Source organism: Chlamydiales bacterium (assembly GCA_016185065.1).
In the GTDB taxonomy this organism is placed as follows: Bacteria; Chlamydiota; Chlamydiia; order Chlamydiales; family Rhabdochlamydiaceae.
This window is the reverse complement of record JACPOL010000008.1, coordinates 74,234-96,034: the sequence shown is the minus strand read 5'-3', so window position 1 is coordinate 96,034 and position 21,801 is coordinate 74,234. Positions and strand designations below refer to the sequence as shown.

Genomic DNA, 21,801 nt, shown 5'->3' with positions numbered 1-21,801 from the left:
ACATTAACAACGGAGTTAATTATGGACGGTATTAAACCTTTTTCTGATGATGCAGCAACCTTAATTACCATTAGCGCTACAAGCGCTCTAACAAAATTTGAACTACTACCCTCTTGCAAAGAGAGCGAAGAGCCCGGATCGGAGAACTACTTTGGAACGGCGCTTCCTCTGGTAGGAATGGCTCTGCTCTCCCTCATCGAAGGGGTCGCACGCCTCGTCTTTATGACGCTTACTCTGACTGCCGTGCTCTTTACCTTCTCTAAAGTAGAGGTGCTAAACACCCTCGCTATCGCCCATGGAGCCTTTGGAGCACTCCTCTCATTTGAAAATTTTATTATATGTTCTGTCGCTGCATTTATCGACTTCTCTGAGAGTGAAGTTGAATATGATGAGATCGTCCCTTCCCTCAAAGCTATCAATGAATCGATCAATGACAAGTTAAATTTTGATCGTAAAGTCGGTGAGCTTAATACAACCGTCGGCACAGCTATCCTCAAGTTAAATAAGAGCATCGACACAACCATCGATGAACTTCATGACAATCTCTTCGTCGACGCGTGGGACGAGATCAGCATCACTACTTAAAGAATTAAAAAAATTAATTAAAGGAACACTATGACAGACGCTTTAAATATGAACTTCATTCACCGTGAGTTTGGCAACGACGTAAGAAACCTCCCCGACGCTTCTAGAGAGGTATCCGAACTGACAGGAGTTGAACAGACTTGGATCGACCAGGGAAAGCGCGTGGCAGTCGCCGCCCTCCCCTTCCTAACCCTCTATAAACCTCTAGCCGTACCAGTCTCTCTCGTTTTCGGAGGTCTGCGTACAGTGGGTTCGGCTTCTCAGCTTCTTGAAAGCTATCAGCAGGGCGATATTTCTAAGCTCGCTCCAGCTCTTGCACAGACGATGGTCTCAACAGCGGCTGTTGCCGCAACCCTCTTCGGAAGCCCGATGGGTATGTTGATTACAACAGGCCAGGATCTTCTGATTGAGCTCGGCAAAGTCATCGAACTTGCAGAGAAGGGTCAGTATGAACAGATGACAGAGAGCTTCCTAATCATCGCAAACAACTCCCTCTATCTAACGATGATGCTGAGCGGGGGTTTAGAGATTGCAATCGCTGCGCTCACAATGCAGGTGCTCACTGGAATCTACCACTCTCATGCGGATCTCGAAAAAGGGAACTACATCGAAGCTACAGCCCACATCATGATGACACTCGTACGCTGCAATCAGCTAGCTGGATGCATTGTGGTCTATAATATCGGCTGTGCCAAACCAGCACAAAAGCCGCTAAATGACGCGCAGCTTCTGGAACATGCAAAAAAAGTAGAAGACAGAGAGCTTGTTGCGGTTTTAGAAAAGTATCACAACAAGGGCCGCTTTGTACCTGCGATCTATAATGCGATCGACGCGTGCGACTGGAAGGCGATGGAGCTGCTTATTAACAATAATGGCCTTGTCGAACATCCAAACCTCTATGGTTCGAACAAGATCCACCCTCCGATCCTCATGTTGGCTATGAGCAAGGCGCATCTGACCAACCCTCGACAACCCACAGTGCATAATATTGAGGCTCTAATTAATGGCGGGGCAAATGTCAATTTTGACTATCGCTCTAGGCTCTACAAAAAGTTTACAGGCCATAATCAGCCCTTTGCTCTCTTTTTAATCGGAAATAACCGTCTTGATCTTCTTGCTCTCAACCTGAGATATGGAATGGATCCAAGAGGTTTTTTCTATGACGAAGAGTCGCGAAAATTCTATACGATTTCGTCATATTATCTCAGAAGCCCATCGGTAATTACATCTACTCAACGAGCGGCTATCCAGCTACTCAACGGGTATAATGGATAAGCTTTGAGCTTCTACTCGTAAACTGAAAGGGCGCCATTTGGCGCCCTTTTTATTTAACAACAACTCTAAATTTTATTATAACAATTTAATTAATTATACAAGTTACATTCAAGCTTATTTAATGATATAATACTCGAAAACAAACAATAAAAAGGTGTAATTATGTCAGCAATAACAGATGCATTAAACTCTTCTCTGCCAACTATCTTCCATCGCCAGTACGGTAATGACTTAGAAAACTTTCCTAATGTATCTAGAAAGATCTCCCAGGCAACAGGAATCGAACAGACTTGGATAGACCAGAGCACACGCGCCGCAATCGCCTCACTTCCCCTTCTTGCACTATATAAACCTCTTAGCCTGCCCCTCTCTCTTGTGATGGGCGGTATGCGTACAGTTGGCTCTATTTCTCAACTCCTCGAAAGCTATCAGACAAATGATCTTAACCAGCTCGCTCCAGCAGTTGTACAGACTATAGTTTCAGTTGCAGCTGTGGCAGCGACTATTTTTGCTCACCCGATGGGCATGGTGATTACAACGGGCCACGATCTTCTAATCGAAATCTGCAGAGTGATTGAATTCGCTCAAAACGGTCAATATGAGCAGCTAGCAGAGAGCTGCCTGACAATCTTGAATAACTCTCTCTATTTAGCTCTGATGCTTGATGGAGGTTTAAAACTGGCGATTGCCGCTCTTTCAATGCAAATTTTAGTGGGAATCTATCACGCTCAAGCCGAGCTTAGAAAAGAGAACTACATCGAAGCTACAGGCCACATTCTGATGGCTCTTGTCCGCTGCAACCAGCTGGCTGCGTGCCTTTCAATTCCAGCGCCAAAACCTATGCAAGTAAAGTTGAATGACGCCCAGCTTCTGGAAAAAGCAAGAGAGACAGGTAATAAGGAGCTCATCGATGCTTTAGAAAAATATCATGACAAGGGACGCTTTGTTCCTGCGATCTATAACGCGATCGATGCGTGCGACTGGAAGGCGATGGAGCTAATCGTTAACAATAACGGCCTTGTCGAATATCCGAATCTCTCTGGTTCACCTAAGCTTCACCCTCAACCCCTGTTGCTGGCGCTCAGCAAGCAGGCGCATCCAAGCTTAAAACCTACCGCTCACAACATTGAGGTTTTGATCAAAGGTGGTGCGAACACCAACATCGATTACTTCACCCCCGAATACAAAAAATGGACAGGCCACAACCAACCTGTTGCACTCTTTTTAATCGCTCAGAAGCGCAACGATCTACTTGAGCTCTGCTTGAAACATGGAATGAATGCGAGCTCCACGTTCTATCATGTCGGTAGAGATGAATCGATCCTCTCCCTAACGGTTAAGGACTCAGAAAATGGTTCAGAGAGTCGATTAGAGGCCATTAAAATTCTTTTAAAATACAAAGCGGATCCAGATTTCGGCTCGCCACTCTTTTTTACAACGGTTCTACACTCCTACTATGGGACCACGCAGGCAACCAGGGAGTATTACGTTCAAGTGTTAAGAGAGCTACTCGGCCATGGAGCGAATCCGCATAAAGTGGCGCCTCTTTCACATACAGCAACTCCCTATAATAGAGCGCATCCGGAATTAAAAAAGATCTTCGACGAGTTTAAAAAGAAATAGGAAGAGTTTCACAGAAAATAGGCTCTTGGTATGCTGGGCATTTACCATAAATTGGAGATTTGCCCATGGCCCTATCAAATTCCGGAAAAACCTTTCAGCGCTGCGCACTTGCAGCCTGCCTATCTCTTGTAGCCCTTACTGCGGGCTGTGGAAAAGATCAGCCCTCTGATGAGCGCATGAGCGCGGTTCAGATGCAGCACGCGGCTCCCTCTGTTTCAATCGTGCCAGTTTTCGACCGCACTGAGAACAATGGCGTCTCTTGGAACCTCTCAGACGAGCTAACGACGGTTCTCTCTCGTAAACTGGGGCAGAAAGAGAAGCTCCACGTTACCGGCTCTCAAAAGGTGCGCGCTGCGACCAAAAAGCTCATCGGAAGCAGAGACCCCTTCTCGGCGGATCTCTCCTGGATGAAACGCATATTCCCTGAAGACCAGTTCGTGGTATTTATGGAGCTCCTGAAGCACGAAGAGGTTGCAGCCTCGTCGACAGCTCCTGAAGCCTCCCCTGCCGACCTCCAGATCAGCATGAAACTCCGCATTGTCGACCTCAGAGCAGACTCTCCTAGAATCGTCCTCCAGGAGATCATCCACGACAATCAGCACCTTCCTAAACACTTTAACAGAGCGCACATCGCGCAGGTGGCTTGGGGACAGGATAACTTCCACATCTCTCCGATTGGCGTCGCTCACGCGAAGCTAATTAAAGAGCTCTCTACTCGCATTGAGGATTACGTCCTCCTAGCGGCAAGAAGGTAGCAGATGGAAGCTCTCTCAAAAGAGCTGATTTTCGAACAGATCCACCTGATTCTTCTCTTTGGCCTCTTGGGCTTCTTCACCCACTGGGTGGCGAAATCCAGAGGCTTTTTTTCCTTGCCCGAAGAGCAGAATGGGCCAGATGTAAAGGGCAGGCAGGTTATTATCGCGTTTGCGATCTATCTGATCACCGCTCTTTTTATCGCTCCCCTTCTGGGAAGACTACTCTTTCGCTTAGAGGGAGAGTCCTCCTATAGCCTCATCTTCGCAGGGCTTATACAGCTAGGGGCGCTTGCTCTTATTCTGCTTCTTCTCATTCTCTTTTCGATGACTCAAGAAAAAAAGAGCATGCGAGGAGTATGGATTACACGCGATGGGTCTAACCCGAAGAGACTGGTAAGAGATTTTTTTCTTGGAATCGCTACCTGGTTCATCGCGTTTCCCTTAGTGGTCGTGATCAGCCAGATCTGCGATCTTCTGCTCTATGTCTTTTTCGGAGTTGAGAGCTATGAGCAGGTGGCCGTCCGCTTCTTAAAAATGGCGCTCGGCTCCCCTCTTCTCCTGCTGATTGCTCTTGCAACTGTCATCGTGATCGCGCCGATCATTGAGGAGTGGCTCTTCAGAGGATTTCTACAGAGTTTCCTTCGCAAGCACGTGGGACGAAAAGCGGCAATACTCTTAACGGCCTTCAGCTTCGCCCTCTTTCACCTCTCTGGATCTCAAGGTCTCGGCAACATCTCGCTTGCGATCTCACTATTTATCTTCTCTTGCTACCTAGGATTTTTATACGAGAGACAGGGTTCTCTTGTTGCACCTATCGGCTTACATATGGCATTTAATACGGTGAGCAGTATCCGCATTCTGCTCATGCCAGTTACAGATCTGTGAAAACACTCTACGGAGGGGTTGTATGTTGCTATCCCGTATTCTCTTCTGCTTTATCGCCTTTACGGTTCCGCTGGCGGCGGCTAGTAAGAAAGATGATGAGACCGCTATTAAGCTATCGAAAAACTGCACGGATTTCGGTCTGTCGCTCTACTCGACTCTGAATAAGTCGGCTTCGACTAACATAATCTTCTCTCCCTATTCGATCTTCTCTTGTCTTTCGATGGTCTATATCGGCGCGCGCGATGTGACAGCTACAGAGATGCAAACGGCTCTTAAGCTTACATTTAAAAGACCAGAGCTCTCCAAGGCAGCTCTTGCGCTAAGCAGCTCTCTTGCAAGTAGTGGGGACGGCTCTTACACCTTTGATATGGCAAACGGCCTCTGGCTCGATCGCGATAGTTTTGTGCTCTCAGATTATCGTCACGCAATAGAAGATGGGTTCCAAGCCAAGGTTCAGAGCCTTGATTTCGCTCAAACTGAACAGGCGATCTCGATCATCAACGAGTGGACATCTAATCAGACGCATGGAGAGATCCCTAAGCTGCTAGAAGAGGGCGATATCGACGGCTCTACAAGAGTTGTTCTGACTAATGCGCTCTACTTCAAAGGCAACTGGCAGAAGCCCTTCGATCCGAAAAATACAGCAGATAGCTCCTTCTATCTTGCGGAAGGCTCTTCGGTAAAAACTAAGATGATGAAGCAGAACTCCACCCTCCCCTACTTCGAAAATGAGAGCTTTCAGCTTCTTGCACTCCCCTTCGTAAAAAAAGAGGGTGCAGCTGCTCCTGCCTGCCTGATCCTACTTCCTAAAAAGGGAGTCGCACTATCCGACTGCGAGCAGGATCTTACAAGCGACGCTCTGCGCGGATGGATTGAGGGTTTGAAGCCTCAAAATCTTCAGATCAAGCTTCCAAAATTCACGCTCGACCGAAGATACGACTTGAACAACATGCTGAAAGCTCTTGGCATTCAGAACGCTTTTACCGATGCGGCCGACTTCTCGGGAATCGATGGGATGCGCGACCTCTTTCTTAGCAAGGTTGTCCACGAGAGCTTCTTCGCTCTTGATGAGATGGGCGTAACTGCAGCTGCAGCAACAAGCGCATCGATGAATTTAACGGCAACTCCTCCTTCACAGCCACCGGTTGCATTTGTGGCAGATAGGCCCTTCCTCTTCTTGCTGGTGGATTTGAAGACAAAGCTCCCTCTCTTTTTAGGAAAACTGCAAGACCCCTCAATTGGGCAAAGTGAGTAGTTACATCGTGGAAAGCTACGGCATATCGGATATCGGCCTGAGAAGCAACAATGAGGACTCCTGGGCAGGGGTGCCTAACTGCAAGTTTTTTGTTTTAGCCGATGGCATGGGCGGCCACCAGGCGGGTGAAGTCGCATCAAAAGAGACTGTGCAGCGCCTATCCATCAGAATCGAAGACTTCTACGAGACTGCCCTCACATCGCCTCCAACTTCCGAAGAGTGGGCGGAGAAGCTTGGAGATCTTATTTTAAGAGTCAACCGAGAGGTCTACCAGCTCTCGCTTCAAAATGAGAAGTATGCCGGTATGGGAACAACACTCGCCTGCCTACTCATTACCGGAGAGCGCCTCATCTACGCTCACATAGGCGATAGCCGCATCTACCGCTTCCGTAAAAAGGAGCTTACAAAACTCACTCTCGACCACTCGCTTAAGCAGGAGCTTCTGCGCAAAGGCGACCTAGGCAAGACCCCTTCGAAACATGCACCTAAAAATATTATTACACGCGCAGTGGGAACGCATGCGAACGTCGAGCCAGATATCGAGATTAGCACGCTTAAATCTGATGATATTTATTTTTTATGTTCCGATGGGTTAACCGATGAGCTCTCTCTGGAAGAGATGAGATCTATTCTCCTAGAGGCCAAGACAATAAAAGAGGCCTCTGATAGCCTTGTTGCCGCCGCTAAGCAGAAGGGAGGAAGCGACAACATCACAGTAGTGATGGTGAAGGTGTATCATGAAGGAAAAGAAGCTCGAAAGGACCTATCTCGACAATAATGCGACAACGGCGCTGGACGCGCGCGTTCTTGCTGCAATGCAAGAGGAGCTCTCCACACCCCCTTCCAACCCCTCATCTGTACACCACTTTGGACAAGAAGCCCGCAAGCGTTTAACAAAAGCTCGCTCAACAGTTGCAAATTTTTTGGAGACGCGCCCTTCGAATATCATCTTCACATCTGGTGGAACCGAGTCGCTCAACATGCTCCTGCGCGGAGCTTTTTCTGGCAAGAATAACGGACATCTCATCACTTCAGATATCGAGCACTCCGCAATTTACAATACGGTGAAGCTCCTCGAGAGCCACGGAGTCCGCGTCACCTACCTCTCTGCTGGACTAAAAGGGTACATCGCGCCGGAGCAGATAGAGGCCGCACTCCAAGAGAGTACAAAACTCATCGCGCTTGGTGCAGTTAACAGCGAAACTGGTGTGAAAAATCCTATCGAGGAGATCGCGCAGATCGCCAAGAGGCGCGGGCTACCCTTCGTTGTTGATGGAGTCGCACTGCTTGGAAAGGAGCTATTCAAGATCCCCGATGGAGTCAGCGCTATGGCCTTCTCCGGACATAAATTTCATGGCCCCAAGGGCGTCGGCTTCGCCTGGATTCACAGCTCGTTTAAGTTAGAACCCCTCCTAACTGGCGGCGATCAAGAGTATGCAAAGAGAGCTGGAACCGAAAACCTCCCAGGCATCGTTGGGCTCGCAAAAGCTGTTGAGATTCTCTCAGAGGAGCTCCCCAGCGCCACGCTCAGAATGCAAGAGCTTAGAGACCTTCTCGAGGCCTCCCTCAAAGCAGACTTTCCAGGAGCAGTAGTCCATGGCGAGGGCTCACCCAGAATTGCCAACACTTCCAATATCGCACTTCCCGCCTTGGATGGCGAGACGCTGCTCATGCAGCTAGATATGGCCGGCATCGCTGTCTCCCATGGCTCTGCTTGCGCCTCAGGCGCCCTAGAGCCCTCCCGCGTCCTTCTCAATATGGGCATCCCCAAAAAGCTCGCAGGCTCCTCCCTGCGCCTCTCCCTCTCCCGCTTCACAACCCGAGAAGAGATTCTTCACATCCTACTGACACTCAAAGAGTTAGCACTAAACAGTTAAGAGATCGCCGGGTCGATCTCGAGAAAAGCGGCGCCAGGTCGCCGCACTCCAAAAAAAAGAAAACAATACAATTCACGAACTAACCTAAATCATGATATAATGCTCAGCATTAAATTATTTAATGCGGGTAATTATGACAAGCACAGAACTTACAACTGCTCAGAGAAGTGCGGCTACTTACAAAAGGGATGAGCTGGTTAAAGTCGCTCTAGATTGGAATGAGACAGCCGAGACGCCGCAAGAGCGCATCAACTGGTTTCTCGAGTTTCAAGAGCGCGCCCGCACCCAGATCTGGCCACCAAAGGAGCACTACCTCCCTAAACCTCTTCTCGAGCGATTGAAAGAGGCGTGCACTGGTCTTACTGACGCTGAGCAGGCAGATGTTGCAAAGAAAATAGATGGTGTCTTTAAGACCTACTACGGCGAGCTCCCTCCTGTTTGTCGAAATCCCACTGCTCGCGCACTTGTGACCTGCAAAGGCATCCCACTAAAACGGGTCGAGAAGTGCACCTGGCCCGAGTTCTCTGATATCTTAAAGGCAGCTAAGGAGTTTAACTCCCCACAAGAATATATCGATAATATCCACGCCTATCAGGCAGGCGATTTCAAACTGATCATGATCGGAGAGCAGCACAGACAACCATGGGAAAAGAGGATGCTCTGGCATCTTTTAGAGTTAGCAGACGGGCAAAAAATCGTATTAAGACTTGAAGGTACAAAACATTCCGGGTACTCAGAAAAAGAGTTTCGTATTAATTCTGAATTAAACCCAGATGCACTTATTTTTGGTCTGGCAGATCCTTTTTACTGGTTTTTCTCTAGAGTACTTGTCTGGTATGAAGAATTATTCCTGAACATAAAGCAGCCTCTAAATCTACTGGAGGAGTTGCTTGATAGCACAAATGGAGATAAGGAATTTTGCCGGCTAACTTCAGAAGCTCGCCTTAAATTCATTGAAAATGAAAGCTCACCAGAACTTAGAAGCATAGCAACAGCTCTTGGGTATCTGATCGATGAGGTTTCTTGGTACTCAATATCCGATTTCATGAAACTTTATGACGCAGAAGAGTTTCTTCTTCTTCTACGAGGCCTACTCATAACTTCACTAAGCATTCACACAGGAAAATTTACAGAAAAAGAGGGTAATGCAGTTCGCACAATTCTCGATCCAAAAGGATTTTCTCCTGAAAATGAAGAACACATGCTACTTAGAAAATTGGTCATAATCGACAAGAGAAACAAGCAGTTTGTCGACAACCTTTTCGATTCATCACCAGCGTTCTCTGCTGGAAAAGTAGAGGTATTAGTTGTCGGATACAACCACCTCCCAGGCATCGTTGCTGAGATTAACGCGCGCCTCTGCCTCACCGGAGAAAGCAAAGCCGAATCCAAAGCTGAATCAAAGGGCGACTCCAAGGCTTAACAGAAAAGAGAACTCTCTTTCTCTTATTCTTTGATTGAGCGAAGCGAAATCCCTGGAGTGCGTGCGCTCTGCGCCGCCTTGCTTTCCTTCAGAGCAGAATTGCAAACAAAATTTTAATAAATTCAGGGCGGCGCAAAGCGCACGCACTCCAGGGACCTCTCTTCGTTCGGTCAAAGAAGGAAAAAGGACTTCTAGTTTAGTAGACGGTTTGAATGGAGATCATCTTGGCGCCGAGGAGGGAGGCCTCTTCGACGGTGAGTTCGAACTGATCGATGCGGATGGTCTCTCCCTTGCTTGGCGGGTGGCCAAGGTGCTTAGTGACGAGCTCCTCTAAGGTCTCGACCCCTTCATCTGGAAGGTGGACATTAAACTGCTGATTAAACTCCTTAATCGTCATATCGCCCGGGAAGGTGCGGTCGACCATCACATGGTGCGCGCGAGGTGCCATCTCATTGATGGAAGGCCAGCTGTCGCTCTGGCCAAAAATCTCATCTAGAATCTCATCGAGCGTCAAGATACCAACAGCGAGCCCCGCCTGGTTGAGGACGATCGCGATGCTCTTATTGTTTCTTCTGAACTGTTTCAGTAGCTGAAGAATCGAGGTGTTCTCGGTGATAAACCAAGGAGGACGCGCATGCTCTCTAACGCGCGCATTTTCAGGGAAGCGCAGTAGGTCTCGAGGATAGGCGATCGCCACGATATTCTGAGGCGTTCTGTGAAAAATGGGCAGAAAGGGAGAGTAGTGAGCAGAGAGGAGCGCGCGCATCTCCGCAATCGTGCAGATCGAGGGGATCATATTCACCGAAGTCAGCGGCTTCATCATCTCTTTTGCAATCTTCGTTTTTAACGAGAAGATCCGCCCAGCGACAGAGCTAAGTTCGGTCTGATCGGCTCTGTAGGGCCTCACCTCTTGCTCTTCAAGCATCTTCTGCAGCTCATCTCGGGTTAGGTAGAGGCCAGAGTCCTTGGGGCTTCCAACCAATCTGTTGATCAGCGAGCAGAGAAGGTCGAGGCCCCAGATGACAGGCCGCAAGAGAATCGAAGAGGCGTAGATGAAGGGAATCCCCAACATGACCACATGCTCAGCATAACGCCTTCCAGCAAAAAGGGGCGCAATCTCGGCAAAAAGAAGGACGAGGACCCACTGAGAGATGGGGGCAAAGTCGGGATTGATGCCGATGCTCTCGTAGAGGCGGCGGGCAGACTCAGAGCCGAGCTGAAGTGTAAGATTAACGCCGATGAGCGTCGTGCCAAAGAGAATCGCCGGCCGTTTAAGGAGCGAGGTGAGCCACTTTGCGCGTCTATTACCCTGACTGACGTAGTATTGAAGCCGAACCTTATTGAATGAGACGCAAGCCATCTCAAGCATAGAGTAGAAGCCCTGGACAACCAGGCAGACCAGCAGGAGTATTAGGTAGAACTTCCAGTCCATCTTAAGAGCGCTTCTTTTTTGTATGTAAACGGCGGATATACACGCGGCGTATCCGTTGAGGGTCTGCAGCCAGCACGTGGAAGAGAAACTCCTTCGTCAAAAACTTGGTTCCGGCCTTGGGGATATCTCCAAGCTGCTCTGTGAGCCAGCCGCCTATCGTCACCATGTTGTTTTCGCTTTTGAGGGAGACCCCAAAGATCTCTTCAAATTCGATTAACTCGAGCTTTCCGCTCGTGATAATCACCTCTTCGCCGGCTTTCGTGTAGCGGTTCTTCTCATCTCGGCGGTCGACGATCTCGCCGACGACCACCTCGACGAGGTCTTCCAGAGCGATGATTCCGGAGACCGACCCATACTCATCGACCACTGTTGCAATAGAGAGCTCCTGCTCATACATCTGTCTAAGAAGAGCATGCGCGGGCATCGTCTCTGGAACAAAGATCGGCTTCATCAAGATGGGAAGAAGATCGAGGGTCTGATTGAGAGAGGGTCTATGGAGAAAGAAGAGGCGGCTTGTCATGACGCCGACGATCTGATCGAGCCCTCCCCTGCAAATGGGAATTCGTGAACACTCCTGGTCGACAAAAAGGTGGATCAACTTCGATAGGGGCTCTTCAAGGTCAAAGAAGAGGACCTCCTCTCTTGGGCGCATGAGCGCTTTGATCGAGGACTCCTGCAGATTTAAGTAGCCGCGGATGAGTTCAGCTTCATCCTCGTTCAACACGCCATATTCACGCGATGTTTTAAGAGCGTGTTGCAGCTCATCGATCGAAATCTCATCCTCCTTTCGGAGGAAGAAGAACATGATGCGCGAGATGACGCTCGTAATGCTGATAAAGACGCCGGCAAAAGGTTTGATCACCGTCTGCGCTCTCGAGAGAGAGGGGGCGACGGTGTATGCGATCTTCTCATTATTTGCGAGTCCGATCGATTTAGGGATAGCCTCGCCAAAGACGAGAGTTAATAGCAGCGGGAGTCCGACATTCAAGATCCAATTGGAATAGGATCCAAAGATCGTCGCAACCACGTTCTGCACTAGAAGATTCATCAGAATATTGAGCATCAGAATCGTGACGAGCAGATCTCGAGGGCGCGACAGAAGGTTATAGATCAGCCGCTTTCGAGGATCGCTCTCTCTCTGATAGGCTTTAACTGTCATGGAAGGAAGAGAGAAGAGCGCGGTCTCAGAAGAGGAGAAGTAGCCGGAAAGGAAGAGGAGGAGAACTAAGAATGCAACTAAGCTTGCAGTAATCACTTATTTTCAGTCTTTTCAAAGTAGACTTTGCGCTGGCCATCTGGAACAAGTCCTAACCCTTTCATGAGGGTCATTTCGATCCATGCAGGATCTTTCTGGCTCTGGACTTGAAGCTTTAGCTCATTTTGAAGTTCAATGGCAACTCCCCTCTCATGCTGAAGAGTATGCAGACGCTTTTCCAACTGAAAAAGGGCCTCTTTCTTCTTCTGTATTCCGTGAGCATAGAGGAGATAGGAGAATCCGATGATCGCAATTACCCACCAGTTGCGGGCAAATAGAGGCCGTTTGAAAACCTCAAACTCCTGCCACTTAAGAGACCTGCCCGTCTGCATAACTCGTGAGGGGTTAATTGCACTAACAACCTGATTGTGTGAAAAGCCCTATTTTATTTCTAGAGCTAAAAGGAAAATCCTCATCAAAGGCAGGCCGAATGGTTTTTTTGTAGACACTCTCTTATTATGCGACCGGTAAGGTAATGCCTACTTGGCCCATATATTTGCCTTTTCGATCGGCATAGGAGATCTCGCACTCTTCAGCTGCTTGATAGAAGAGCACCTGCGCGATTCCCTCATTGGCGTAGATCTTAGCTGGAAGTGGGGTTGTATTTGAAATTTCAAGGGTAACATACCCCTCCCACTCGGGCTCAAATGGGGTCACGTTGACGATAATACCGCAACGAGCATAGGTCGACTTTCCAATGCAGAGAGTGAGAACCGAGCGCGGGATCCGGAAATACTCGACGCTGCGTGCGAGCGCAAATGAGTTTGGAGGGACAATGCAGACGTCCACTTCTTGATGGACAAAAGCGCTCTCATTGAAGTTTTTGGGGTCGACAATGGCGTTAGACATGTTGGTAAACACCTTGAACTCATTGGAGACACGCATGTCATATCCATAGCTCGAAAGTCCATAGCTGATGACCTTCTCATCTCTTTGGAAGCGGACCTGCCCCTCTACAAAAGGCTCTATCATCCCGTGGGTCTTTGCCATCTGACGAATCCAGCGATCTGATTGTAAACTCATTGTTTTTCCCCAATTGTTTCGGTTTAGATATAGCGTCCAAAGTCGTTTTCTTGCTAGAGTTTTTTGTTCGAGTAGTCTATTCAATGAGCTATGATGTCCCATCCATCCATACAGTCTAGCTGGGTTAAGCCAGATGAGACCTTCGAACTGCAGATTCGTCCGCAGTCGATGAGAGATTTCATCGGGCAGGAGCAGCTTCAGAAGCGGCTTGAGGTTTTTCTTGGCGCCGCAAAGCTGAGGAAAGAGTCCCTTGGCCACTGCCTCTTCCACGGCCCCCCAGGCCTTGGGAAGACGACGCTTGCCAACATCCTTGCAAAAACAATGGGAACAGACCTCGTTGTAAGTTCAGGTCCTATGCTCGAAAAACCGGGCGACCTGGCTGGCATCTTAACCAATTTAAAAGATGGCGATATCTTCTTTATCGACGAGATCCACCGCCTGCCGAGACAGGTGGAAGAGTATCTCTACTCTGCAATGGAGGACTTCGCCCTTGATATACTCATCGACAGCGGGCCCAGCTCACGCAGCGTCCAGGTGAAGCTCAACCGCTTTTGTCTAGTGGGGGCAACGACTCGCAGCGGACTTTTAAGCTCTCCGATGCGATCCCGATTTGCTTTTACATGCAGACTCGACTATTATGAACCGCAGGTCCTTAAAGAAATTGTAATCCGTACAGCGCGGATCCTCAACATTGAGATTGATGGCGAAGGAGCTCTTGAGATATCTCGCAGAGCTCGAGGAACGCCTCGGATTGTTAACCATCTGCTGAGATGGGTAAGAGACTTCGCCCAGATGAAGAATCGAAAGAGCATCGATAGTAATACAGCATGCGAAGCCCTTGAGATGCTCGCGATCGATCAGAGGGGTCTGGATGAGATGGACAAGAAGATCTTGAGCGTTATCATCGACCACTATGAGGGCGGGCCTGTGGGAGTAAAGACTCTTTCTGTCGCTGTCGGCGAAGAGGAGTCTACTCTTGAAGAGGTCTATGAGCCCTATTTGATTTTACAAGGTTTTATTAAACGTACACCCAGGGGACGCGAAGCCACTTCGCTCGCCTATCAACATCTACGAGGGAGAGTCCCTCAGAAAATTTCCGACGGAGAAACAACATGAAAATCGTTTCATCACTACTAGTTGCCACGACATTCTGCTTAAGCGGTCTTTCGCTTGAAGCTACCATGAAATACGAGCGGTTTGAAGCCGACCCTTCGCAATTTGATAAACCCACTACGATCAAAGTTCTGCTCGACAAGGGCGAGAACAGCCCCCTTCTAGAAGTAAAGGGGCCTTATATGGTTTACGATGCGAAGAGCGGATTCCGAGTCTCTTCTGGATCTAACCCTAAACGAGATTTTGTGACCTATGATGCGAAAGGTCTCAAGTGGGGCCACTCGATGAATGGCGCTTCTCAAATACGCATTGTTCCCTCAGACATTGAAACAACAATCGTCTTGAATGGCACGCAATACCGAGGCTGCATCGAGATCTATAACGTCAATGGAAAGTTCCTTGTTATCAACGAGACCGACATGGAGACCTACCTCAAATCGACTTTGAATACTCAATTCTCCGACGAGGTGGAAGAAGAGACGATGGAAGCGGTGGCTGTCGCAGCTCGCACCATGGGCTATTTTCTCGTGAGCAGATCTCCTTATGCAAAGTGGCACGTTGAAGCTAAAGATGTGGGCTATCAAGGTTATGGCGCGACTCTGCAAAACCTCATGGTAGATCGCGCAATCGACAACACCCGTCATGTGATCATGACTTATAAAGATGCTCCATTTGCAACAGCTTGGACGAGAAACTGCGCTGGTAAAACAGCAGACTTCACCGCTCTATATAGAAAGAATATCAACGCTCCAAAAGGAGTCGAGATTCCTATGGCTCAAAGCGAAAAGGAGCAGCTCCGCTGGACCCATACCATATCTAAAAAAGAGATGGCAAAGAGTCTAGACTTGAAGGCGATCTCCTCGCTTGATCTCTTCGTCGACAAGGCGTCTGCTAAAGTCTACGGTGTCCGCATCATCGACGGCGACCAGGCGAGAACTTTAGATTTTATCGCCTTCCAAAAGAAGCTCGGCGAAAAGAAGATCCGCAGCAGCGACTTCACAGTTAGCATGAAGGGCGATTCGATCGTCTTCACTGGCTACGGTGATGGACCTGGCGTTGGCCTCTGCCTCTACACAGCTAATAAGATGGCTGAAAAAGGAGAGAAGGCACCGAAGATCCTCTCAACCTTCTTCCCTGAAACAAAGATTGAGAAGACGCGCAATCTGCCAGCTCCAGGAGCGAAAGTAGATAAGACAAAATAGGTAGAAGAAGACAGAGGAAGGGGATTTTACACAGAGATCACAGAGGCACGGAGAAAGAGAAGAAGATTATCTTTTCTGCTCTCCGCAGAAAAGATAGATGCTCTGCCGCTCCGCGGCAATTTTTCTCTCCCTCCTCTTTCTCTGTGTCTCTGTGATCTCTGTGTAAATAAAGATTTTTTTAGCTTCTAACTTTCTGTTTTTATGGTAGAATAGGGCTCCATTTTTGCCGGGGAGCTCGAGAAATAGAGCCGCTCGAACCAGGTCAGGACCGGAAGGTAGCAGCCTTAAGAGCTTAAGTTCTGTGTCTTGAGATTTCTCCGGCTTTTTCTTTATCGATCATCTTCAGCCAGTATCCCAGAGTTAGATTGTCAAAAGCATACTCTTTTGAAGAGAACTCTTCATATTTCTGATGAAGAAACTCCTCTGTAAGCTGGTTCCAATCATCAATAATAAGTACAGGCAAGTTGTCGAAAAGACTATCTGATGCAGAGCTTTTTACAACAGGAATTGCTCCCATGTATAGAGACTCCCACACTCTGTGACAATCTAGACCATTGCCTCTTGGGCAAAGTACAAATTTCGATCCTGCAAGATCTCTAAGATATTCTATGTAGGGTTTGCGCGATGCAGTCACGCAATAGGGTTTGTCTTTAAAAATCTCATAGACCTTACCCCTTTCTGTAGGAAAGGTGTGAAGAGAGAAGTTGTTATAAAGAAGCACTGTTTTGGGCACGGAGAAGAACTTCTCAGAGGCGGCATCCATTACTTTTGGATCGCCATTGCTATATTGTCTGTTTTCTAAACCAATGGGAATGGGATGCAATTTCGGATGGCAGTAGCCCTCCACATTCTGTCCAAACCAAGCGATAATTTTAGGATGAAGCAAGTAGGGAACAAAAGGGCCTGGAATTGCAATGTCACTATTGTGAGTTACTAGAATATATCGCTTTCTGATTCGAGGATGTAACTCTTGAAAGAAACGCCAGAGGTACTCGGTTTGAACAAAGATCGTATCCCCCTCTTTCACTTCAGAACAGTCAAGCTCATGGCGACCTTTCTCTATGATGAACTTACAGTGCAGCCTGAATCCATCTCCTGTAATATAAGGGGCGCTCGGCGTGCGATCTTTATACTTGGGCGCCGCTCCCATGCATAGAAAACCGAGACAAACGAAAACTATTAGATGAGAAAAACGCATAATTTTGAGGCTTTAGAAACTGATGATTAATCCGGCGAATAGCCCATGATGCAGGGCGTTGCCGTGCGAGTTAACTTCTTTGCGAACATGGTGGTGCTGACGCTGGCTCTGTTCTGGTGCAAGGGCCACTCCAGTGAGGTAGATCATCTCATAGCCTGCATGAACATTGAAGTGAGAGGTCACCTGAAAATGTGCAGAGGCTGCAACATCTGCAAGAAAAGCTGCAGTCCAGCTGTGTTTGGTAAAGTTGCGGAGGACATTTGTGTTATTGTCTGCAGCAACGTAGGTCTTCTGCCAGACGCGATCTGCCATGGGGCCAAACTTTGCAGAAAACATCCATGTGAGCTGATGCGTTGCATTCCACTCTAAACACCCCCCGATCTGAGGACCGCCAAGATGGTTGTGCACATGCGAACTATATATGCTCTTATCTTCACCTAAAAAAAAGTCGGTAAAGAAAGCGATATCAAAGATCTCTCTTAAGTTGATGTAGCGCAGGCCAACTACCCAAGAATAAGAGTAGGCATCGACTTTACGCGGTGTGACGTGTGTCCAGATATTGAGCTCTGCATTCCAGAAGCGCGATCTATAGTTGCCTTCAGCTCGGTCGGCAGCATTAAAACCATCGACCCCTAAATAACTTGGAAAACTCAGCGTTCCATTGCCATGATGTGTATCGTCTCCTTCCCACTCATTGAGATAGAGATAGTTGCCCTCCAGCGTCCAGCGGTCGTCTGGTTGATAAGAGAGACCTACTCGAAACCCTGGCTCAAAATCGAAGTCGTGAAGAAGGTCTTTTGTATTCATCACGCTTCTCTCATCACAGGGACAAGACTGATTTGGCGTGTACTTATCTACAATCGAGTGGCTGTGCAGCTCCGATCTCTGCATGTAGACAAATTCTGTGAGAAGAGACCAGTGGTAGCCAATTCCTAAGTCGTCGTGTGCAGAAAGCGATGCAGATCCCAGTAGCGAAAGCGCACAAGTGTATGCAAAAGTCTTAGACATAACTGGTGAGTGTAAGAACGGTTCAAATTAAAAAACAGCAGTTTTTTCCCACGCTCGAAACTCTTTTTCATGTTGCGCAATCGTTCGTCTGAGCGCGCTTTCTAGATCAACGCCCTTGTTGTGCGCTTTGCAGAGAAGCTGTGTGAGTTCTTGAGAAATCTCCTCTTCTGGAGTTTCTGGCTTCTGTGTTGCAGATGAGAAAAAAGCGGAGTGCTTACGCAGAATCTTGCTGATCAGTTTTTGAGCGCGTGCAATCAAGGGAAGCGTCTCGGGAATCCCATCCACTGCGCTCTTTCGATCTTTGTGTCCCTTCTCGACCAACTTCCTCTTCTCCCACTCCTTCATCACCTCTTGCGGAGTCTCAAACTTCAAATCCCCAAAAACGTGCGGGTGTCTGTGGATGAGCTTGGCTTGGACAGCTTTAATCACATCTTGTATAGAAAATTTTTTATCTTTTTGAGCGACTTTGCAGTAAAAAATAACTGTATAGAAGAGGTCCCCTAGCTCCTCAATCGTCTTCTCATCATCCTTGCTATCAACAGCCTCTATTACCTCATGGACCTCCTCAAGAAGGTAGGGTTGAAGCGAAAAGAAGGTTTGCGTCCTATCCCAAGGACAGCCATCAGGACCATTTAGCTTTTCAGCAATCTTTAATAGCTCGTCAAAAGCATCCATAAAATTTTTACTCTCATGTTTTTTAACTGAATTTCTGTTATTATGAGGGCAAAAGGATAACAGAGATCAAATGGGTAAAAAAGGTTTTTTTGTCGCTTCCACCGGCCAGCATGTGGGCAAGACTACAACTTGTCTAGGGCTCCTCTCTGGGCTTAAAAAACGCTTTGAAAGCGTCGGCTTTATCAAACCTGTAGGCCAGGAGCAGATGGAGACAGCGTGCGGAAGACACGTGGATAAAGATGTCGTTCTTTTCAAAGAGCACTTCGGCTTAAAAACCGCTTACGAAAACATGAGTCCTGTTCTCCTTCCTCACGGCTTTACTCGCGACTTTTTGGATGGAGAGATCGATGAGAAAGAGCTTAGCAAGCGGATTCAGGCAGCCTATGCAAACATCGATCAAGAAAACCAGTTCACCTTAGCAGAGGGAACTGGTCACATCAGCGTTGGCTCCATTGTAAACATGAACAATGCTCAAGTCGCCTCTCTTTTAAAACTGCCTATTATTCTAGTTGCTCCGGGCGGCGTTGGCTCTTCATTCGATCAGCTCGCACTAAATCGAGCCGTTTGCGAGAAGCATGGAGTACGGGTGGCTGGCGTGATTTTAAACAGGGTTCTCCCAGATAAGCGCGAGATGATTACCACCTACATGGGCCGAGCTCTTAGCAGATGGAATATCCCCCTTCTTGGATGCATCCCCTACGATCCCTTTCTCTCAAATCCCTCGATGAAAGATTTCGAGCAGCTTTTCGAGACGCAGCTACTAAGCGGTGAAGAGGCGCGTATGCGCCACTTCAGACAGACGCGTATCGGCGCTGCCTCAAGCGAAACCTATTGCGACCTGATCGAACAGAACCAGCTGATTATCACACCAGCTGCACGAGAAGATATTATTCGCGCAACCTTGCAGAGGCACTGGGAGATCAAGATGGCCTCTCCTCACGATGATCTAGAAACGGGAATGATTCTTACTGGAGATATTCCTCCGGCCCCCGCTCTCGTGGAAGAGATCAGACGCGCCAGCATTCCGATGCTCTACACACCTGTTACCACCTATGCTGCCATGCAGATGATCACCTCCTTCACCGCGAAAATCCGCAACGAAGATACCCAGAAAGTAAGAGAAGCGATCGCCGTCGTCGAATCTCACATCGACTTCAATCGCCTCCTCGACACCATCCACAACTAGTCCAGCTAAAAAACAGAGAGATTTACACAGAGATCACGGAGACACAGAGAAAGGTGATCTTCTCATCTTTCTTTGTGTAGAATCTTAATTGCCGATGGATTTCCACCAGAGAGAGAAGCTTGAATAGAGGGCGTCTGCAGATAGAGTGCGGATGCAAGCTCCAGTAGGGCAGGTGCGAAGAATTGGACACCGCTTGGAAAATGTGCGTCCATAAGGGCAGCTGCCCTGAAAGGAGGCGTGCCTCTCCCCTTCTGGCTTATAATAGTCAGAGGAAGAGGGTCCAAATATGCTAAAGCTGGGAGTTTTAGAGGTGCCGCATAGATGCAGGGCCGCTGAGTCCACAGCGACAACACCTGAGATTCTTCCCATCAGCGCCTGCCAGAGATTTAGACTAAGATCACCGATACTTGCGCTTCTTTCTGGAAAGAGCCCTGCAAGAAGATCCGCGATGCTTTTTTCTTCGGGGTTTGACCAGATAAAAATAAATGAGAGAGAGAAGTTCTCGCCGATTTTTTTGACCAGCTTAGTGAGGGTCTCTTCTGTTAGCTGCTTATTCTTCCACTTTGATCCAGGACAGATCATGAGTCGAGATGGTCGTAAAAGGGCCTTGAGAGAGAGGATCTCTTCCAATCTAATCTTTTCGCTTCCACTGGTTTTTAGCTCTACAGGTTTAGAAGAGAAACAGCCCTGGTCTTTAAAGTGGGCTTGCGCGATATGAAGATTGCGTCTTCGCACCCCCATCTCGATCGGGGCAGAGTAGCGCCTATTTAACGCAAACCAGTTGGGTTTTTCGGGAAGACTCTTCCATTCGAAGCCCACCTTTTCTTGCGCTCTTGCTAAAAACGTAATAAGAGCAGATTTACTATTGCCTTGAAGATCGATGAGAAGATCGTACTGCTCCTCTCTGAGCTTTTTCAAAAAAGAAGAGATCTCCTTGCCACTGCCAGAAGCTCCCCTTCTCCACCTGCGTGTATCCACTTGCAGGACCTGGTCGATCTGAGGATGCGCTTCGACAAGCCCCGCGCAGCTCTTCTCGACAACCCAGTCGATGCGCGCAGCGGGGAACTTGGAGCGCAAGTAGGCCAGAACATCAAACGTATGAATGACGTCACCTATGGACGAGGTTTTAACAATTAGGATCGATCTCATACGAGTTTTAACGTTTTAACAGCATCCAGAAAATCTTGAGGGAGAGGGGCCTTTATCTCAACCTCTTTCTGGGTGAAGGGATGGGTAAAGCGCAAGAGGTAGGCGTGCAGGAGGTGGCGTCTCGGCTTCAAAGAACAAGTAAATTTTTTCTCATATTGAAAGTCGCCTAAAATCGGGTGCCCGATCGCGCTTAAATGGACGCGCAGCTGGTGCGTCTTTCCCGTGATAGGTTGGCAGACAAGAAGGGTCGCCTGAGAGCCCATCTTCTCTCGCTTCCAGAAGGTAATGGCAAGCTCATGCTTAAGCCCCTTTGGAGAGGTTCCCCAGATGGTCTGCCCTGCAAAGCTACCCTTTTTAACAAGGTAGTTTTCGATCTTCCCCTCTTTTCTCTCGAACCTTCCATCCACAAGCGCAAGATAGATCTTAACCACCTCTTTTTTTCGAAAGAGTGCAATGAACGCCTCTTTAACGGCGGCCGACTTCGCTAGCATAAGAGCTCCAGAGGTCTCTTTATCGAGTCGATGAATCAGCAGCAGGCCGCCCTTATATTGAGGAAGGAGTGCATTCAGGCGATCATCTTCGCTGATGAGTCCTGCGGGCTTGTCGACAACCAGAAGGTGCTCATCTTCGAATAGAATGGGACAGGAGAGAGTTTGAGGAGCAGAGAGTGTAGTCACCTCGCTAAGGTCGAGCTCGATGAGATCTTTTTCAACGAGAGTGTAAGAGGCAAAACGCTCAACTTTCTTATTTACGCTACAGCGCTTCTCATCGATCGCTTTCTTTAGAAGCTTTACAGAGTGAACGCCTCGATCCTTCTCTCGAAGAAAAGCGAGCAGTTTCATGCCCGCTTCTTTAGATGTGACGCGCCACTTCATAAGAGAG

The 21,801-nt window shown here is 48.2% G+C and carries 20 protein-coding genes and 1 other RNA gene; 13 read left to right on the top strand and 8 right to left on the bottom strand.

The window, feature by feature from the left end; genetic code table 11:
* Positions 1-21: 21 nt before the first annotated feature.
* From HYX48_04410 to HYX48_04370, 9 genes are all read left to right on the top strand, one after another.
* On the top strand, positions 22-585 hold the full coding sequence (locus HYX48_04410) for a hypothetical protein (protein MBI2743140.1): 564 nt from the start codon (positions 22-24) through the stop codon (positions 583-585).
* Between the two features lie 30 nt (positions 586-615).
* Positions 616-1,860 carry a hypothetical protein gene (locus HYX48_04405; GenBank protein MBI2743139.1) on the top strand — a complete coding sequence of 415 codons (1,245 nt, stop codon included), beginning with the start codon at positions 616-618 and terminating at the stop codon, positions 1,858-1,860.
* Between the two features lie 162 nt (positions 1,861-2,022).
* The gene (locus HYX48_04400) at positions 2,023-3,483 is read left to right on the top strand and encodes a hypothetical protein (GenBank protein MBI2743138.1); all 1,461 of its coding nucleotides are present in this window, start codon (positions 2,023-2,025) and stop codon (positions 3,481-3,483) included.
* Between the two features lie 65 nt (positions 3,484-3,548).
* Positions 3,549-4,238 (top strand): hypothetical protein, encoded by a 690-nt coding sequence (locus HYX48_04395; protein ID MBI2743137.1) that lies wholly within the window; start codon positions 3,549-3,551, stop codon positions 4,236-4,238.
* Positions 4,239-4,241: 3 nt separating this feature from the next.
* Positions 4,242-5,123, top strand: coding sequence for a CPBP family intramembrane metalloprotease (locus HYX48_04390; protein MBI2743136.1), 882 nt, complete (start codon positions 4,242-4,244; stop codon positions 5,121-5,123).
* Positions 5,124-5,145: 22 nt separating this feature from the next.
* Positions 5,146-6,378, top strand: a complete 1,233-nt coding sequence (locus HYX48_04385; GenBank protein ID MBI2743135.1) for a serpin family protein — start codon at positions 5,146-5,148, stop codon at positions 6,376-6,378.
* Complete coding sequence (locus tag HYX48_04380; GenBank protein ID MBI2743134.1) at positions 6,371-7,156, top strand: Stp1/IreP family PP2C-type Ser/Thr phosphatase; 786 nt, start codon at positions 6,371-6,373, stop codon at positions 7,154-7,156. The genes HYX48_04385 and HYX48_04380 overlap by 8 nt, the downstream gene beginning before the upstream one ends.
* Positions 7,116-8,255, top strand: a complete 1,140-nt coding sequence (locus HYX48_04375) for a cysteine desulfurase (GenBank protein ID MBI2743133.1) — start codon at positions 7,116-7,118, stop codon at positions 8,253-8,255. The genes HYX48_04380 and HYX48_04375 overlap by 41 nt, the downstream gene beginning before the upstream one ends.
* A gap of 133 nt (positions 8,256-8,388) precedes the next feature.
* Positions 8,389-9,678 (top strand): hypothetical protein, encoded by a 1,290-nt coding sequence (locus HYX48_04370; GenBank protein MBI2743132.1) that lies wholly within the window; start codon positions 8,389-8,391, stop codon positions 9,676-9,678.
* 196 nt (positions 9,679-9,874) lie between these two features.
* On the opposite strand, the gene HYX48_04365 is transcribed toward HYX48_04370, so the two are convergent.
* The 4 genes from HYX48_04365 to HYX48_04350 form a co-directional block, all read right to left on the bottom strand.
* A complete protein-coding gene (locus HYX48_04365; GenBank protein ID MBI2743131.1) occupies positions 9,875-11,110 on the bottom strand; it encodes an HlyC/CorC family transporter in 1,236 nt (411 codons plus the stop codon).
* A gap of 1 nt (position 11,111) precedes the next feature.
* Positions 11,112-12,365 (bottom strand): HlyC/CorC family transporter, encoded by a 1,254-nt coding sequence (locus HYX48_04360; protein MBI2743130.1) that lies wholly within the window; start codon positions 12,363-12,365, stop codon positions 11,112-11,114.
* Entirely contained in the window at positions 12,362-12,697 is a 336-nt protein-coding gene (locus HYX48_04355) for a hypothetical protein (GenBank protein MBI2743129.1), read from the bottom strand. Before HYX48_04355 ends, HYX48_04360 begins: the two co-directional genes overlap by 4 nt.
* Positions 12,698-12,821: 124 nt before the next feature.
* Positions 12,822-13,388 carry a dCTP deaminase gene (locus HYX48_04350; protein MBI2743128.1) on the bottom strand — a complete coding sequence of 189 codons (567 nt, stop codon included), beginning with the start codon at positions 13,386-13,388 and terminating at the stop codon, positions 12,822-12,824.
* A 93-nt stretch (positions 13,389-13,481) separates the two neighbouring features.
* Between HYX48_04350 and ruvB the strand changes: the two genes are divergently transcribed.
* From ruvB to ffs, 3 genes are all read left to right on the top strand, one after another.
* Positions 13,482-14,504 carry a Holliday junction branch migration DNA helicase RuvB gene (ruvB, locus tag HYX48_04345; protein ID MBI2743127.1) on the top strand — a complete coding sequence of 341 codons (1,023 nt, stop codon included), beginning with the start codon at positions 13,482-13,484 and terminating at the stop codon, positions 14,502-14,504.
* The gene (locus HYX48_04340) at positions 14,501-15,703 is read left to right on the top strand and encodes a SpoIID/LytB domain-containing protein (protein MBI2743126.1); all 1,203 of its coding nucleotides are present in this window, start codon (positions 14,501-14,503) and stop codon (positions 15,701-15,703) included. Before ruvB ends, HYX48_04340 begins: the two co-directional genes overlap by 4 nt.
* Positions 15,704-15,929: 226 nt before the next feature.
* Positions 15,930-16,027: signal recognition particle sRNA small type (gene ffs / locus HYX48_04335), an RNA gene on the top strand.
* A gap of 886 nt (positions 16,028-16,913) precedes the next feature.
* On the opposite strand, the gene HYX48_04330 is transcribed toward ffs, so the two are convergent.
* Both HYX48_04330 and HYX48_04325 read right to left on the bottom strand, forming a co-directional pair.
* Positions 16,914-17,909 (bottom strand): hypothetical protein, encoded by a 996-nt coding sequence (locus HYX48_04330; protein ID MBI2743125.1) that lies wholly within the window; start codon positions 17,907-17,909, stop codon positions 16,914-16,916.
* A gap of 27 nt (positions 17,910-17,936) precedes the next feature.
* Positions 17,937-18,584, bottom strand: a complete 648-nt coding sequence (locus tag HYX48_04325) for a MazG family protein (GenBank protein MBI2743124.1) — start codon at positions 18,582-18,584, stop codon at positions 17,937-17,939.
* A 70-nt stretch (positions 18,585-18,654) separates the two neighbouring features.
* On the opposite strand from HYX48_04325, the gene HYX48_04320 reads away from it, so the two are divergent.
* A complete protein-coding gene (locus HYX48_04320) occupies positions 18,655-19,770 on the top strand; it encodes an AAA family ATPase (GenBank protein MBI2743123.1) in 1,116 nt (371 codons plus the stop codon).
* A gap of 84 nt (positions 19,771-19,854) precedes the next feature.
* Here the strand turns inward: HYX48_04320 and HYX48_04315 are convergent, their stop codons facing one another.
* Positions 19,855-20,919: a glycosyltransferase family 9 protein gene (locus HYX48_04315; GenBank protein ID MBI2743122.1), complete on the bottom strand. Its 1,065-nt coding sequence runs from the start codon at positions 20,917-20,919 to the stop codon at positions 19,855-19,857.
* Positions 20,916-21,794: an RluA family pseudouridine synthase gene (locus HYX48_04310; protein ID MBI2743121.1), complete on the bottom strand. Its 879-nt coding sequence runs from the start codon at positions 21,792-21,794 to the stop codon at positions 20,916-20,918. The genes HYX48_04315 and HYX48_04310 overlap by 4 nt, the downstream gene beginning before the upstream one ends.
* Between the last annotated feature and the right edge of the window lie 7 nt (positions 21,795-21,801).